The organism is Gemmiger sp. An194 (genome assembly GCF_002160145.1).
In the GTDB taxonomy this organism is placed as follows: domain Bacteria; phylum Bacillota; class Clostridia; order Oscillospirales; family Ruminococcaceae; genus Allofournierella.
The window spans coordinates 24,594-38,574 of sequence record NZ_NFKA01000007.1 but is presented as its reverse complement, the minus strand read 5'-3'; the positions used below and the strand labels follow the sequence as shown (position 1 = coordinate 38,574).

At 60.3% G+C, this 13,981-nt stretch carries 13 protein-coding genes; all 13 read right to left on the bottom strand.

Annotation, left to right across the window (positions count from 1 at the left end):
* Position 1 precedes the first annotated feature (1 nt).
* Entirely contained in the window at positions 2–691 is a 690-nt protein-coding gene (locus B5F28_RS06065) for a YveK family protein (protein WP_143424696.1), read from the bottom strand.
* Positions 692–1,060: 369 nt separating this feature from the next.
* Positions 1,061–2,233: a cell division protein FtsQ/DivIB gene (locus tag B5F28_RS06060; RefSeq protein ID WP_087294377.1), complete on the bottom strand. Its 1,173-nt coding sequence runs from the start codon at positions 2,231–2,233 to the stop codon at positions 1,061–1,063.
* A gap of 277 nt (positions 2,234–2,510) precedes the next feature.
* On the bottom strand, positions 2,511–3,647 hold the full coding sequence (gene murG, locus B5F28_RS06055) for an undecaprenyldiphospho-muramoylpentapeptide beta-N-acetylglucosaminyltransferase (protein WP_087294375.1): 1,137 nt from the start codon (positions 3,645–3,647) through the stop codon (positions 2,511–2,513).
* A gap of 39 nt (positions 3,648–3,686) precedes the next feature.
* Positions 3,687–5,048, bottom strand: coding sequence for an FtsW/RodA/SpoVE family cell cycle protein (locus B5F28_RS06050; protein ID WP_247643424.1), 1,362 nt, complete (start codon positions 5,046–5,048; stop codon positions 3,687–3,689).
* Positions 5,049–5,108: 60 nt separating this feature from the next.
* On the bottom strand, positions 5,109–6,116 hold the full coding sequence (gene mraY, locus B5F28_RS06045) for a phospho-N-acetylmuramoyl-pentapeptide-transferase (RefSeq protein WP_087294373.1): 1,008 nt from the start codon (positions 6,114–6,116) through the stop codon (positions 5,109–5,111).
* Between the two features lie 15 nt (positions 6,117–6,131).
* Complete coding sequence (locus tag B5F28_RS06040; RefSeq protein WP_087294371.1) at positions 6,132–7,526, bottom strand: UDP-N-acetylmuramoyl-tripeptide--D-alanyl-D-alanine ligase; 1,395 nt, start codon at positions 7,524–7,526, stop codon at positions 6,132–6,134.
* 85 nt (positions 7,527–7,611) lie between these two features.
* Positions 7,612–10,011 carry a penicillin-binding transpeptidase domain-containing protein gene (locus tag B5F28_RS06035; RefSeq protein ID WP_158097536.1) on the bottom strand — a complete coding sequence of 800 codons (2,400 nt, stop codon included), beginning with the start codon at positions 10,009–10,011 and terminating at the stop codon, positions 7,612–7,614.
* 118 nt (positions 10,012–10,129) lie between these two features.
* Entirely contained in the window at positions 10,130–10,594 is a 465-nt protein-coding gene (locus B5F28_RS06030; RefSeq protein ID WP_087294366.1) for a hypothetical protein, read from the bottom strand.
* 74 nt (positions 10,595–10,668) lie between these two features.
* Entirely contained in the window at positions 10,669–11,598 is a 930-nt protein-coding gene (rsmH, locus tag B5F28_RS06025) for a 16S rRNA (cytosine(1402)-N(4))-methyltransferase RsmH (protein WP_087180384.1), read from the bottom strand.
* 12 nt (positions 11,599–11,610) lie between these two features.
* The gene (gene mraZ / locus B5F28_RS06020) at positions 11,611–12,030 is read right to left on the bottom strand and encodes a division/cell wall cluster transcriptional repressor MraZ (protein ID WP_087294364.1); all 420 of its coding nucleotides are present in this window, start codon (positions 12,028–12,030) and stop codon (positions 11,611–11,613) included.
* A gap of 362 nt (positions 12,031–12,392) precedes the next feature.
* Positions 12,393–12,857, bottom strand: a complete 465-nt coding sequence (locus B5F28_RS06015) for an HrpE/YscL family type III secretion apparatus protein (RefSeq protein ID WP_058965758.1) — start codon at positions 12,855–12,857, stop codon at positions 12,393–12,395.
* On the bottom strand, positions 12,854–13,402 hold the full coding sequence (rsmD, locus tag B5F28_RS06010; protein ID WP_087294362.1) for a 16S rRNA (guanine(966)-N(2))-methyltransferase RsmD: 549 nt from the start codon (positions 13,400–13,402) through the stop codon (positions 12,854–12,856). Before rsmD ends, B5F28_RS06015 begins: the two co-directional genes overlap by 4 nt.
* Positions 13,403–13,499: 97 nt before the next feature.
* Positions 13,500–13,979, bottom strand: coding sequence for an NAD(P)H-dependent oxidoreductase subunit E (locus B5F28_RS06005; protein ID WP_087294360.1), 480 nt, complete (start codon positions 13,977–13,979; stop codon positions 13,500–13,502).
* Positions 13,980–13,981: the final 2 nt, after the last annotated feature.

The window sequence follows — 13,981 nt, the reverse complement described above, 5'->3', positions numbered from 1 at the left end:
ATCAGTCCTCCACTTCCACCTGCGGAATAACGCCCAGCACAGTAAAGCCCAGATGCTTCTGGATGTCGTCATCCGTTTTAAAGGTATTGTTCAGCATTTCCTTCAGGAAAATAAAGCCCACACTGGCCACCAGACCCAACAGGCCGGCAATGGCAGTGTTCATGGTTTTGTTGGGCGAAACCGGTGCGTCGCCCACGCGGGCGTCAGAAATCACCTTGACCGAGCCGGCCTCCACAGCCTCCTGGATCACATCCGGGGCAATCTCCACGATCTTGCCCACAATAGCCTTTGCCTCAGCCGGATTTTCATCCTCCACCGAGATCTGCATCACCTGGGTGGAATCCACCGCGGAAACGCTCACCCGGTCGGCAAGCTGCTCATAGGTCATCTCCAGGCCCAGCTCATCAATCACCTGATCCAGAACCGTATCGCTCTTTACGATGATGCCGTAGGTAGCCACCAGATTCTTGGCAGTGGTCAGCATATCGTTGGTCAGGTTGTTGCTGGTCTGGCTCTGCTGCGAATTTACGATCATGGTGGCGCTGGCCTGATACTGCGGGGTGATCAGAAAATTCGTGATCAAAAAGCCCACGATCGCACACACAATGGTGCTTGCCACAATGGCCAGCAGATTATTTTTCAGCATGAAAAATATTTCACGCAGGTCTATGGTCTCGTACTCTTGCTCCACAGTCTTTCCCTCACTACTCAACTAAAAAGGACAACTTTTGCCCTATTAAAAAATCCGATCAATCGAAGTGGTTAAAGATTTATTTGAAACCATTCGATGACGCTTTAAAGTATATCACAAAGGTTTTTCGCCTGCAAGGCAAAAGCATTTTTTCGTAAACTCGCATAAAGGAATTACGCCCTTGGATTCATTCTTTAGATAAATTCATACTAGATTTGTCATCAAGCATCACATTTCCGCCTTATAACAGCAAAAATCTCTCTTAAGCAGAGCAATTCCTGCTATCATTTTCCATTTTCATGCTCTTCGGATGAATAAAAATAAGGAACGCAGATTCCTGCGTTCCTTGTTATAATAGGTATCCTTCACTTACGCGGCGGGCTCAGCGGTAGGTTCTGGCGTTGCGGCTGTGTCTCCTTCTCCCGACTGTGCGGCTGCGTCTCCGCCCTCCGTGGAATCGGTTTGGTCACCATTTTCAGCGTCCCCTGCCGCATCTCCGCCTTCTCCGTCTGACTGGTCGCCTTCCCCGGCGGTATTCGTCTGGTCAGAACCCGATTCACCGGAATTCGATTCCGCAATGGAACCGGGCGACCAGGTGGGCCGCAGGCTTCCATCCTCCAGCTGGTGCGAAACATCCAGAGTTCCCTGTTCAGTGTCGCCGATGCCTTTGCCGTCCTCGTTGTGCAGCAGATAGGCAGCAAACTTGATCTTGTAGTCCAGATTATTAAAGGTCCCCAGCAGAACCTTTGCTCTGTTTTGATAAATCAGGTACAGCTCATTCGAATTGTCGAACTGAATGCTGGTGCAGTCATCCTTCAGCTCATAGGTCCAGAGCAGCTCCAGCAGACGGTTCACATCCTCCATGGGGTCATGCGCGTTTTGCTCACTTCCCGATGTGGAGGAAGACGAAGAGGAAACAGACTGCACCGACGACACCCCGGATGCCGCCGGAGCCGGTGTGGCGGTTGCGTTGGGCGTGGCCAGCTTCAGGTAATACCCGGCCACCGGCGCTTCGATGTCCAGCCCCAGCAGAGCGGGCAGCCCCTGGGGCTGCTCTTGGCTGATCTTCATGATCTTGAGCCCATCGCTCAGGGTCAGCCATCCGCTGTCCGACTGGGCGCACCAGGTTTCCACCGCGGGCTCCACCCGGATCACCAGCGTGCTGGGCAGTCGCCGGCGGATTTCCACCCGCTCCAGATAGGGCAAGCTGATCTCCATGCTCTTCTCCTTCTGGGATGCCGAGAACTGGAACATGTTCTCCCCTACTGGGATGCCCAGTGCACCCAGAATCGCATCCTCGGTGTAGATGCCGGTATTCGCCGGTGTACTGCCGTCCATATTTTCGATTCGGAAGGTATCCACCTTGAACAATACGGTAAGCGACAGGGCCACACCAACCACCACCACCAGAAGTCCCAGCAGCGCCATCAACAGATTGCGGCGGCGGCGACGGCGGCGCAGCTCGCTGTGCGTCAGGCGGCGGGGCGGTCTGGGCGGTCTTGCGCGGACGGTTGTGCCGCGGGCAGCGCCCGGCTGCTGCATTCCCTGCGGATAACGAACCTGCTGCCGACGATACTCCGGTTGCTGCGCCGAGACCGACCGCTGCCGGACAGTACGGTTTTGCTGCGGAGCTCTTCGCTGTGCACCGGGTTGGGATTCCGGCCAGGACTGCGGCGGACGTCTGCTGCCTGCCGAAACGCGCTGTGTATTCTGCCCTCTGTTCTGTGGCTGCTGACGGCTCTGATTCCGTCTTGGCTGACGTTTCGCCACCGGTTTCCCTCCCCTCTTTTGTATTTTTTCTTGAATTTATTACAATTTGTTATTTTTTCGCCGTATTTTCCAGTCCCATCAGCTGCGCCAGCTTCGTCCAGATCTTATCCAGGCTATGAGGCTCGGCCAGACTCTGCGCATTGCGGCCCATCTGGGCCAGACGGCCCGGCTGAGCCAGCAGCTCCTCCACCATAGCGATGAGTTTTTCGCCGGTCAGGTCCTTCTCCTCCACCACCAGGGCGGCTCCGGCTTTTTGCAATTCCAGCGCATTGTAATACTGATGGTTTTCTGCCACATTGGGGCTGGGAATCAGGATCGCCGCACGGCCCACTGCCTCCAGCTCCGCCAGAGTAAGCGCACCCGCCCGGCTGATGACCAGGTCGGCCGCAGCCAGCAGTTCCGGCATGTTGTTGATGTACTCGCTCACCACCAGGTTCTCATTATAAGAGAAGCCTTTTTCGTTTGCCAGATTCTTGAAAAGCTCCACGCCCCGGCTGCCGGTGGCGTGCAGATGCAGAATGTTGCGGGGCTGCTTCTGCTCCCAGGCGGCCAGATCGGCCACCACTTCGTTGATGCGGCGGGCGCCCAGGCTGCCGCCGAAGCTCAGGATCACGGTGCGGTCCCCCGCCTTCAGCCTGGCGCGGGCGGCAGCACGGTCCTGAGCAAAAATCTCCGGTCGTACCGGGTTGCCCACCACGGTGGTCTTTTGGGGCGCGCCCAGCTTTTCCACCGCTGCGGGCACTGCCGCAAAGATCACATCCACATCCTTGGCCAGCAGCTTGTTGGTCACGCCGGGAAAGGCGTTCTGCTCATGGATGGCGGTCTTGATGCCCATCTTGGCGGCACAGCGCACCACCGGCCCGCTCACATAACCGCCGCAGCCGATCACCAGATCCGGCTGAACCTGACGCATCATGGCCTTGGCCCGCGGCCCGGACAACGCCAGATGCCACACCGCCTCGATGTTGCGCAGGATGTTCTTGGGGGTCAGGCTCCGCTGGATGCCGTTCACCTCAATGTGATGAAAGGGATAGCCCGCCTGGCCCACCAGCTTAAACTCCATGCCTGCCTTGCGGCCTGCAAAGTGGATCTCCGCCTCGGGGCAGTGCTGCTTGATCGCGCCCGCGATGGCGAGCGCCGGGTTGATGTGACCGGCGGTACCGCCGGCTGCGATCAATACGCGCATGATAAGCGCCTCCTTCAAAACGATAGGGATTCCTCAAAATCAGCGGCGGAACCGGGCGTAGGGGTCCGATTCCTCCTGGGCTCGCTGGGCCTGCTTTTCCTGTTCAGCCGCAGCCTTTTCGTCGGCCTTTTTCCGGTTTCCGGCCCGGCACACACTCATCACCACGCCCATCTGACCCAGCAGCATCAACAGACTGGTACCGCCGGAGGAGAAGAAGGGCAGACTGATACCGGTGTTCGGGATGGTGTTGGTCACCACCGCCACATTGAACAGAAACTGGAAGCTGATCTGGGCGATGCAGCCCACCACCAGCAGACTTCCGAACCGGTCGGGAGCGTTCCAGGCAATAACAATGCCCTGGATGATCAGCAGCAGGAACAGCAGGATGCAGATCACAGCCCCCACAAAGCCCAGCTCCTCGCAGAGGATGGCAAAGATAAAGTCGTTCTGGGCCTCCGGCAGCCACATGTGCTTCTGCACGCTGTTGCCAATGCCCACGCCGAACAGTCCGCCGGAGCCGATGGTGTAAAGGCTCTGGCCGGTCTGGCGGGTGGAGTCCTGCATATCCGAAAAAGGCTGCAGCCAGCCCTGCAGACGTTCTGCCACGTAACCGCCGCGGGTAACCAGCAGCAGCGCGATGGCCGCTACCGCCACACCGCCCGCCAGGAAGAACCAGCGCAGCAGCGCGCCGCCCACCAGCATGATGGAGGCTGCGATGCAGCACATCAGGATCATGGCGCTGTGATGGGGCTCCAGCAGCAGCAGCACCAGAATGGGTGCCAGCAGCATACCCGGCATGATAATGCTCAGCTTCAGGTTCTGCGCCGGGCCCGCGCCTGGGAACTGGCCCTCGATGTGCTTTTGGTACCGGGCAAACAGATGGGCCAGCAGCAGGATCAGGGCGAATTTTGCGATCTCGCTCACCTGAATGGTGGGAAGACCGCTCACGTTGATCCAGCGGCGGCAGCCCTTGATGGGCGGCATGAATAGAACCACAACCAGAAGTCCCAGGGTCACAAAATACAGCGGCCAGGCGAACCGCCGTATCCAGTGGTAATCCACCCGGGAGACGATCAACGCGGCCACCAGACCCATAATCGCGTAGATGGTCTGGGGGCCAACATATTCATAGCTGGTGCCGAACTTATTCAGCGAGGTGGCATAGCTGGCACTGAACAGAATGATCAGACCAAACACCTGCAGGATGATCAGGTTTGCCAGAAAGGCCCCGTTCAGCTTGCCCGGGTGCTTGTAGAACATGCGCACCGGGGTTCGGCTGGTCTGACGGGCCTGGCGGGCAGCGCGATGAAGCTGCTCCGCCCGCTGCCTCGCACCGCTTTGCGGCCGGGGCGCTCGATAGGTCTGGCGGGCCGTACCGCCATGTCGTGCCATACCGATCATGGCCACAGACCTCCTTTTTCAGGGATACTCAGGCCGGTTGCGCGGCCTGGCAAAAAGACATTAGTAGTAGAAATAAGCGAAGGTCAGACCTAGCACCACAAACAGTGCCGCCAGAGCACTGAAGCCTGCGTCGATCTTCACCTCACTCCAGCCACGCATCTCGAAGGAATGGTGGATGGGGGTCATCTTGAAGATGCGCTTACCGTGGGTCAGCTTGAAATAGGTCACCTGGATCACCACGGTGGCCGCCTCCCAGATGTAGACCGCGCCGAAGAAGAACAGAATCTCCGGCCGGCCCATGGCATAGCCCAGGCCGGCGACCGCGCCGCCCAGGAACATGCTGCCGGTATCGCCCATGAAGGTCTTGGCCGGGTAGAAGTTCCAGATGAGGAAACCGGCCAGAGCGCCGGCCAGAGCCGCCGGCAGGATGGACAGCACGAACTGCCCCAAAAAGCTCACCAGGGTCAGAAAGCCCAGCATGGACACAAAGGTCACACAGGAGCACAGGCCGTCGATGCCGTCGGTCAGGTTCACCGCGTTCACCACACCGATGATCAGGATGTAGGACAGCGGGTAGAACAGGATGCCGAAATCCACCATGCCGAAGAAGGGCAGGGTGATGCAGGTGCTCAGGGTGCCGTTCATCCACAGACCCGCCAGCAGCGCGGTGGTCACCAGCAGCTGACCGACGATCTTCTGCCAGGCCCGCAGGCCCAGGTTGCGCTTTTTCACCACCTTGATGAAATCGTCCAGAAAACCGATCAGGCCGAAGCCGAAGGCGGAGAAGATGGCCAGGTACAGGCCCCGGGAATCCGGGCCGCCCATCAGCTCGGGGCTGCCGTGCAGCAGGCTGGTGAGGGCCAGGCAGACCGCAAACACGGTGCCCAGGATGAAGCACAGACCGCCCATGGTGGGTGTTCCCTGCTTTTTGTTGTGCCAGGTGGGGCCGATCTCCTTGATGGTCTGCCCGAAGTGCAGCTTATGTAAGAACGGAACAATGAACAGACCGGAAACCGCCGAGATCATGAAACCGCAGGCGGCCGCCAGAATCAGCGCATAACGTGCCATAATTTGATTCTCCTCTTAGTTGTTTGTTTGGGTTTCGCCGGTATACAGCAGCTGCAGCACCTGCTCCAGCCGCATGCCCCGGCTGCCCTTTGCCAGCAGCGCGTCGCCGGGGACCATCAGGCCTCCCAGCGTGTGCGCCGCTTCCTCATGGGTCTCGCAGCGGGTCACCGCAAGACCCGCCTTTTCCGCCTCGTCGGCCGCAAACCGGCTGGCAGAGCCCAGCGTGACCAGGTGGGTCAGGCCGCTTTCCGCCGCCCAGCGTCCCACCTGCCGATGGGCCTCTTCTTCAATGGAGCCAAGCTCCAGCATATCGCCCAGCAGTGCGAACCGCCGCCCCTTGCAGGGGTATTCCCGGAACATGTTCAGGCTGGCGTGCATGCTGTCCGGGCTGGCGTTGTAGCAGTCCTCGATGAACACCCGTCCACCGTTTTCCACCACCTTCTGGCGCATACCGGTGGTCTGGTAATCCGCCAGCGCCGCCGCGCAGCGGCCCGCGTCCAACCCCATGCGGGTGGCGGCGGCATAGGCGGCCAGCGCGTCGTAGACGCTGTGCAGGCCCAGGGCAGGAATGGTCACCGCAAAGCTGCCGTGCTCCTTGTCCTCCAGAGTGAAGGCCATGCCGTTTTCCAGTGCCTTTACCTCTACCGCACGCACGTCCGCCTCCGGGTCGTTCATGCCGTACCACACCGGGCGCAGCCGGGCGGGGATCATCCCCTCCCGCCGGGCCAGCTGCAGATATTCGTCATCTGCATTCAGGGCCAGGGGCGCGCCGTCCGGCAGACCGGTACAGATCTCCAGCTTTGCTTTCAGAATATTCTCCCGGCTGCCCAAACTTTCCAGATGGCTCACGCCGATGCAGGTAATCAGGCCCGCATCCGGCCGGACGGCCCGGCTGAGCCGCTCGATCTCACCCAGGGCGCTCATGCCCATTTCCACCACCGCGTACTCGGTTTCCTCCGTGATGCGGAACAGGGTATTGGGCACGCCAATCTCGTTGTTCTGGTTGCCCTCGGTCTTAATGGCTTTGCCGAATGCGCTGAGGATGGCATAGCAGAACTCTTTGGTGGTGGTCTTGCCCACGCTGCCGGTAACGCCGATCATTTTCGGATGGAACAGCATGCGGTAGTTGGCCGCCATGCGCACCATAGCATGGTGACTGCTGGGGCAAAGCACCAGCTTTTTCTCCGGCACGCCCTCCACCGGATGGTTGGCCACCACATAGGCGGCCCCTTCCTCCACTGCCTTTGCGGCAAAATCATGACCGTCCACCCGCTGGCCGGGGAAACACACGAACACACAGCCCGGACATACGGCCCGGCTGTCGGTCACCACAGCTGTGATGGTCTCACCGCCCACCGAACCGGCCTCGGCCAGCCCGGCAAGCAGCATCTTCGCAGGGATCGGCTGCATTGCAACTGCCTCCTTTTGTATTGCAGGCACCCGGCAGATGATCCGGGCCGGGCGCCTGATTGCTGAATTGTTTTCCGGCGTGGCATCAGCCCTCGCCGTTTTCTCCGCCCTCATCGGTTCCGGCATCTGTACCGGAATCGGCGGAGGATGCATCCGCAGAGGTGTCGGCATCCTGCGCCGGTTCGGCCGCGGCTGCGGCAGTGATGGTCACCACCGTACCCATGGGCGTCTCGGTGCCCGCAGCCACATCCTGTGCGGTTACCTGCCCGTTCTCATCGCCGCTGATGCGCACGTTCAGACCGGAGCCCGCCAGCATCTGGCTGGCCAGAGCCGCGCTCTTGCCGGTCACATCCGGCACGGTGGTCTTGGTGTATTCGGTGCTGTCGGTATACAGATACACCGTGGTACCTGCGGCCACCTTGGTGCCTGCCTCGGGATACTGAGCCAGCACCGTATCGCCGCTGCCCACCTTTCGGTGCGCAAGGCCGATCTTGTTCAGCTCCACCTGAGCCAGATCCCACTGGCTGTAGCTGGGATTGTTGGGCGTCACCAGATTGGGCACGGTCACATCGCCGCTGGGCAGCAGGCTCTCGTCCATCTCGATGCCCAGATAGGGAGCAACCTCACTGATGATGTTGCCGATCAGCGGGGCGCTCAGCATAGAACCGTATTCCGTTTCCGCATGGGGCTCATCCACAAAGGCCAGGATGGCGATCTGCGGGTCGTCCACCGGGAGCACCGCCAGGAAGCTGGAAACCTTCTCGTAGCCGCCGCCCTCGCGTTCACCCTGGTCCAGCTTCTCACTGGTACCGGACTTGCCGCCGATGTGATAGCCCGCCACATAGGCGTTGCGGCCAGCCGCGCCTGCGGCACCGTAGTCCACCACGCCTTCCATCATCTTCAGCACCCGCTGCGAGACCTCTTCGCTGATGACCTGGCGCTTGATGGTGGGCTCGGTCTCCTGTACCACGTTGCTCTCCTGGTCCACGATTTTATCCACAATATAGGGCTGCACCAGATAGCCGCCGTTGGCGACGGCCGCCACTGCGGTGATCATCTGGATGGGCGTCACCTTCTGGGCCTGACCGAAGCTGGTGGACGCAAGGTCGATAATGGTCATGGTATCCGCCGAATGGTAGGAGATGCCCGCATAGGGGGCCTGCTCCGCCGGCAGATCGATGCCGGTCTTTTCGGTGAAGCCGAAGGCATTGTAATAATCCGAGAAGGTCTCGATGCCCATCTTCTCGGCCTCATGGATGGTGGCGATGTTGCAGCTGTTGTACAGCACCTTGCCCATGTCCTGCCATTGATGATTGGCGCCTTCGGCACAGCTATAGGGCTGGGTACCGGGCAGCACCTGATAGCTGCCGCCGCAGTAATAGGTGGTGCCGGGAGTGCTCACACCGGAATCCAGTGCAGCGGAGGTGGTGATCAGCTTGAACACCGAACCGGGGGTATATAGCTCGGTAATGGCCTTGTTTTTCCACTGGCGCTGGCGCTCCGAGCCCTGTACCTGGGTGTACTCCTCGTCAGACAGTCCCTCCAGCAGGGCAGCCCGCTGGGGGTCATAGATGGTCATGGGATCGTTGGGGTCAAAATCCGGCTTGGTGGCCATGGCCAGGATGGCGCCGGTGTTCACGTCCATCACGATCACCACGCCGCGCTCGGTTACGTTGTTTACCTTTACCGAGTTTTCCAGGTATTTTTCCGCAATGGCCTGAATGTTGGCATCCAGGGTAAGTACCAGACTGTTGCCGTCCTGTGCGGGGTATTCCTCCCGTTCATCGTTGGCGATCTCGGCACCCAGGCCGTTTTTGATGCTCACCAGACGGCCGGGCGTACCGGCCAGCGTTTCCTCGTAATAGGCCTCCAGACCATAGAAGCCGTAGCCGTCCGCATGCATAAAGCCCAGCACACTGGCGGCGAAGGCTCCGTAGGGATATTCCCGCTTGGTATCCTGCGTTACGGTGATGGGCAGATTGTTCTCGCTGGCGTACTCCTTGATCTGGTCCGCCACCGGCTTATCCACCTGCTTGGCCAGCACCTGATACTGACTCTCGGAATCGATGAGCTTATCGTAAACCTCATTTTCATCCAGGCCCAGTATCCCGGCCACATCGGCACTCACGGTGCGCACCCGCTCGGCCCGGCGCTCCTCGGCGGGGCGCTCGTCGCCCTCCGCCGCTTTCAATGCGCTGATCTGGCTGGGGTCGGCAGCGATGGTCCACACAATGCTGCTCTTGGCCAGCACCTTGCCGTTGGCATCGTAGATCTGCCCGCGTGTGGGGGTCACCGCCACATCCTTCAGCTGTTGGTTGGCCGCCTGGATGCGGTATTCATCGTGTTTTGCAATCTGCAGCCAGGCCAGCCGGCCAATCAGGATCGCAGCGCCGAAGGCAAATGCTCCCGCCAGCAGCCAGTAACGCAGTGAGCTGCGTTTGGGCGGTTGCTTTTGCGGGTTTTGCGGATTCATCATTCTTGCCATGGCTGTGTTTCCTTTGTTTGCATCAGTGTCTTTGCCGCGCATAAGGGGGGGCGAAACCGATCGAATCCCCCTGATAATCGAAAAAGCGTGCGCGGCGGCACGCTTTTTCCATTTGCGGTCAGGGATCAAGATGATCCATCAGGCGCAGAAATCCGTTGTTCAGCAGATCCAAAATGCGCTGCCAACCGCTCTCCGGCCGCTGGATGGTGCTTTCGTTTTCCAGCGTCACATAGGTGATCTGGCTTTTATCCAGCTTCATCAGCCCCAGCTGAGCAGCGATCTGCTCCACGTTTTTCAGGTTTGTTTTGCTGTCCAGCACGCCGGACAGATAGTTGTAGTCACTCTGGGCATTGACCAGCTGCTGATTGGTTTTCTGAATCTGGGTCGTCAGCTGGGTCAGGGTGGCCTGGCTCTGCAGCAGGCCCACGGTGAGCATGACCATCACGCAGCTCACCGCCACGGTTTTATAGGCCTGAGCGCTGATCTTCATGGCCTGCTTTTTGCCCTGTACCGCTCTCATGCGGGGTTTTACGTCCAATGGCCGGTCCGCGAACCGTTCCAGTTCATAGGCTGCCTGTGCCATGTGCGCTCACCTCCTTTTTTGTTCCTTGCGTTTTATCGGTGTTCCGGCTCCCCTTTGCCGAAACAGAATGCGATTCAGTCGCCCAGCTTTTCGATCACCCGAAGCTTTGCGGAACGGCTGCGCCGGTTTTCCTCCAGCTCGGCAGCGGTGGCCTCGATGGGCTTGCGGGTAATGAGCTTTCCCTTTGCCTTGCCCCCGCACACGCAGACCGGATACTCCGGCGGGCAGGTGCAGGCGGTGGCCCACTGGCGGAATTTATTCTTCACCAGTCGGTCCTCCAGCGAGTGGAAGGTGATGATGGCGAAGCGTCCGCCGGGGGCAAGCAGATCAAAGATCTCCTCCATGCCCTGGCTGAGCACATCCAGCTCGCTGTTCACCGCGATGCGCAGCGCCTGAAAGCTGCGCCGGGCGGGGTTTTTGTCCTTACGGCGCACCGCCGGGGGCAGGGCGCTGGCAATGGCATCGGCCAGCTGCAGGGTGGTGGCGAAGGGCGTCTCCTCCCGGCGCTGCACGATGCGTCCGGCAATGGCCCAGGCATAGGGCTCCTCGCCGTACTCCCGCAGAATACGGGCCAGCTCTTCCCGGCTGGCGGTGTTCACCAGATCTGCCGCCGTGGGGCCGCTCTGGCTCATGCGCATATCCAGCGGCGCGTCCTGCCGGTAGGAAAAGCCCCGGGAGGCATCGTCCAGCTGATGGGAGGATACCCCCAGATCCAGCAAGGCGCCGTTGATCTTTTCGATGCCCAGCCCATACAAGGCGCTGCGGGCGTTGCAGAAGTTGGTCTGCACCAGTGTGGCGGGCAGCCCCTCCAGGGCCTTGCCCGCCGCCTCGATGGCGTCCGGGTCCTGGTCCAGACTGACCAGACGGCCGGTGGTGAGGCGTTTGGCAATCTGGCTGGAATGGCCGCCGCCTCCGGCGGTGCCGTCCAGATAGATGCCGGCCGGGTCGATGGCCAGGCCCTCCAGGCATTCGTTCAAAAGCACGGGGATGTGGCTGAATTCCATGTGCGTTCCCCCTTACAGTTCCAGTTCTTCCATGGCGGCTTCCAGCTCTTCGCTGCCAAAGCCCGCCTGTTTTTGCTGCCAGGCAGCAGTGTCCCAGATCTCGGCATGCTTGCCCACACCGATGATGGTCACATCCTTCTGCAGGCCCGCGTGGGTACGCAGGCTGGGCGAAATGAGCACCCGGCCCTGTTTGTCCGGCGTGACCTCGGTGGCCATGGCGAACAGGAACCGCTGGATCTCGCGGGTCTTGACCAGGCTCTTGCCCTGCAGCTTTTCGCAGATGAGCTGCCATTCGCTCTCCGGGAAAGCGACCAGGCAGTTGTCCATCCAGCGTGTGATGACGAACACCTGACCCATCTGCTCCCGAAAGCGTGCGGGAAAATTCAGGCGGCCTTTTTCGTCGATGGCATAGTTGTACTCGCCCATCAACATACGGCGCCGCCTCCTTTCGCGCGGGGGCACGGGTTTTGCCCATCGGCTCCACCGCTGTGGAAAACTCTCCACTTTCCCCCACTTCTCCCCACTGTATCAATTATTATACGTTACCCCCACCTCAATTGCAAGATATTGCACCGAAAAAGAATCGTGAAAAATCTCGCCCCAATGCCGCTTTTTCGTGGTTTGGCTGCATATTTTTCCTGTTTTGTGTATTCTTTCCGCCGGGCACTGCCGCACAGTAAATCACGCAGGCAAGGATTTGTATTTTCACCGGATTTTCCACAGCCCGCAGCAAGCAAAAAGCCCCGTGCCTGCCGGTTCGGGCGGGCACGGGGCTCTGATGACTGACAGCCAAATCAGCCGTTATTGTTCTTCGCGTTCTGGCGCAGGTTGGCGCGCACGGTCTTGACCTCCGCCGCGTTGCGGGCCAGCTGCTCCTCGGTGATGCGCAGCATGTTTTCGCAGTAGTCGGTCACGGTGGTGCGCATCTCGCGGGACTGGCTCTGCGCGCTGGAGAGGATCTCCGCCGCGCGCTGCTGGGCAGCCCGCACGATCTGCTCCTCGCCCACCAGTACCCGGGCCCGGTCCTCGGCCTTCTTCACGATGGCCTCAGCCTCCCGCTTGGCGCTGGCGATGATGTCCGCCCGGTCGTTCACGATGGCCTTGGCCTGGCGGATCTCGGTGGGCATGTTCAGGCGCACCTCGTCGATGATGTCCCGCATTTTGTCAATGTCCACCATCCGCTTGCTGCCGGAGAACGGCAGGCCGGAGGCCTCTTCCATGGTTTCTTCCATCAGGTCCAGCAACTCGTCGATGTTCATTCTTCTCGCTCCTTTTCATAGCGGGTCACCAATACGGTGCCGTAACGGTATTGTTTTTTCTTGCAAAGGCCCTCGCACTCGTCCGGCAGATTGGCTGCCAGCTCGCTCTCGCACAGCACGGTGCCGCCGGGCGCGGTCACCCGCGCCACCTGAGGCAGGATCTGTGCCAGCGTATCGTGGCGGTAGGGCGGGTCCAGCAGTACGATGTGGAACTGCTCGCCGCAGCTTGCCAGGAACGTGTCCGCCCTGGTATTTCGGATCTGGCTCTGGGCCTGCACTCCGGCAGCCTTGCAGTTCTGCTCCACAATGCGCACCGCGCCCCGGTCCTGATCCACAAACACACAGCTGGCCGCGCCACGGCTCAGCGCCTCGATGCCCAGCTGCCCGCTGCCCGCGAACAGGTCCAGTACCTTCGCTCCCGGCAGGATGAACTGCAGAGCACTGAACATGCCCTCCTTCACCCGGTCCACCGTGGGCCTTGTTATATCTTCTCCCGGCAGGGCCGCCAGCTTTGTTCCCCGGGCAGAGCCTGAGATCACGCGCATGGGGGTCCACCTCCCTTTCCTGTCCCTTTGTTTTTTTCCATTATGGCCCGCACCGGCCGCTTTGTCAAGCAGAAAGGCGTGAGCCCTTACCGTTGATTTACCCTTTTTTCGGCCGCAGCATTTCCAGAATCCGGTCCACGGCGGCGGCATCACAGCCGTTCCAGAGCGTTCCGTCCACCTGGATGTTGGGCCCCTTGCCGCACTGCTTGAAGCAGTTCTGGGTGCGCAGTACTGCAGTGCCTTCGGGCAGCTGGGCCAACCCCTTTTTCAGCCGATCCATCAGAGCGGCATTTTTCGCGCCGCAGCGCCCGCCGCTGCACACCACGATTTCGTGGGCGGCGGCCCCCAGCTTCAGGCTGGGATATAACCGGATCAGCTTTTCCAGCAGCGGCACTTTATAGCCGGTGCAGACGGAAATGGTCTCCAGCGCCTGGGGCGGAATATGGCCGTAGATCTCCTGGGTTTCCCGCAGCAGGGCCACAGTGTCCTCCTGCTCCAGGGTGGGGCGGCTGCCCTTGCGGCCGGCATAGTACTCCGCCGCTTCGGCAAAACGTTCGTGCAATGTGTTCTGGTCCATAG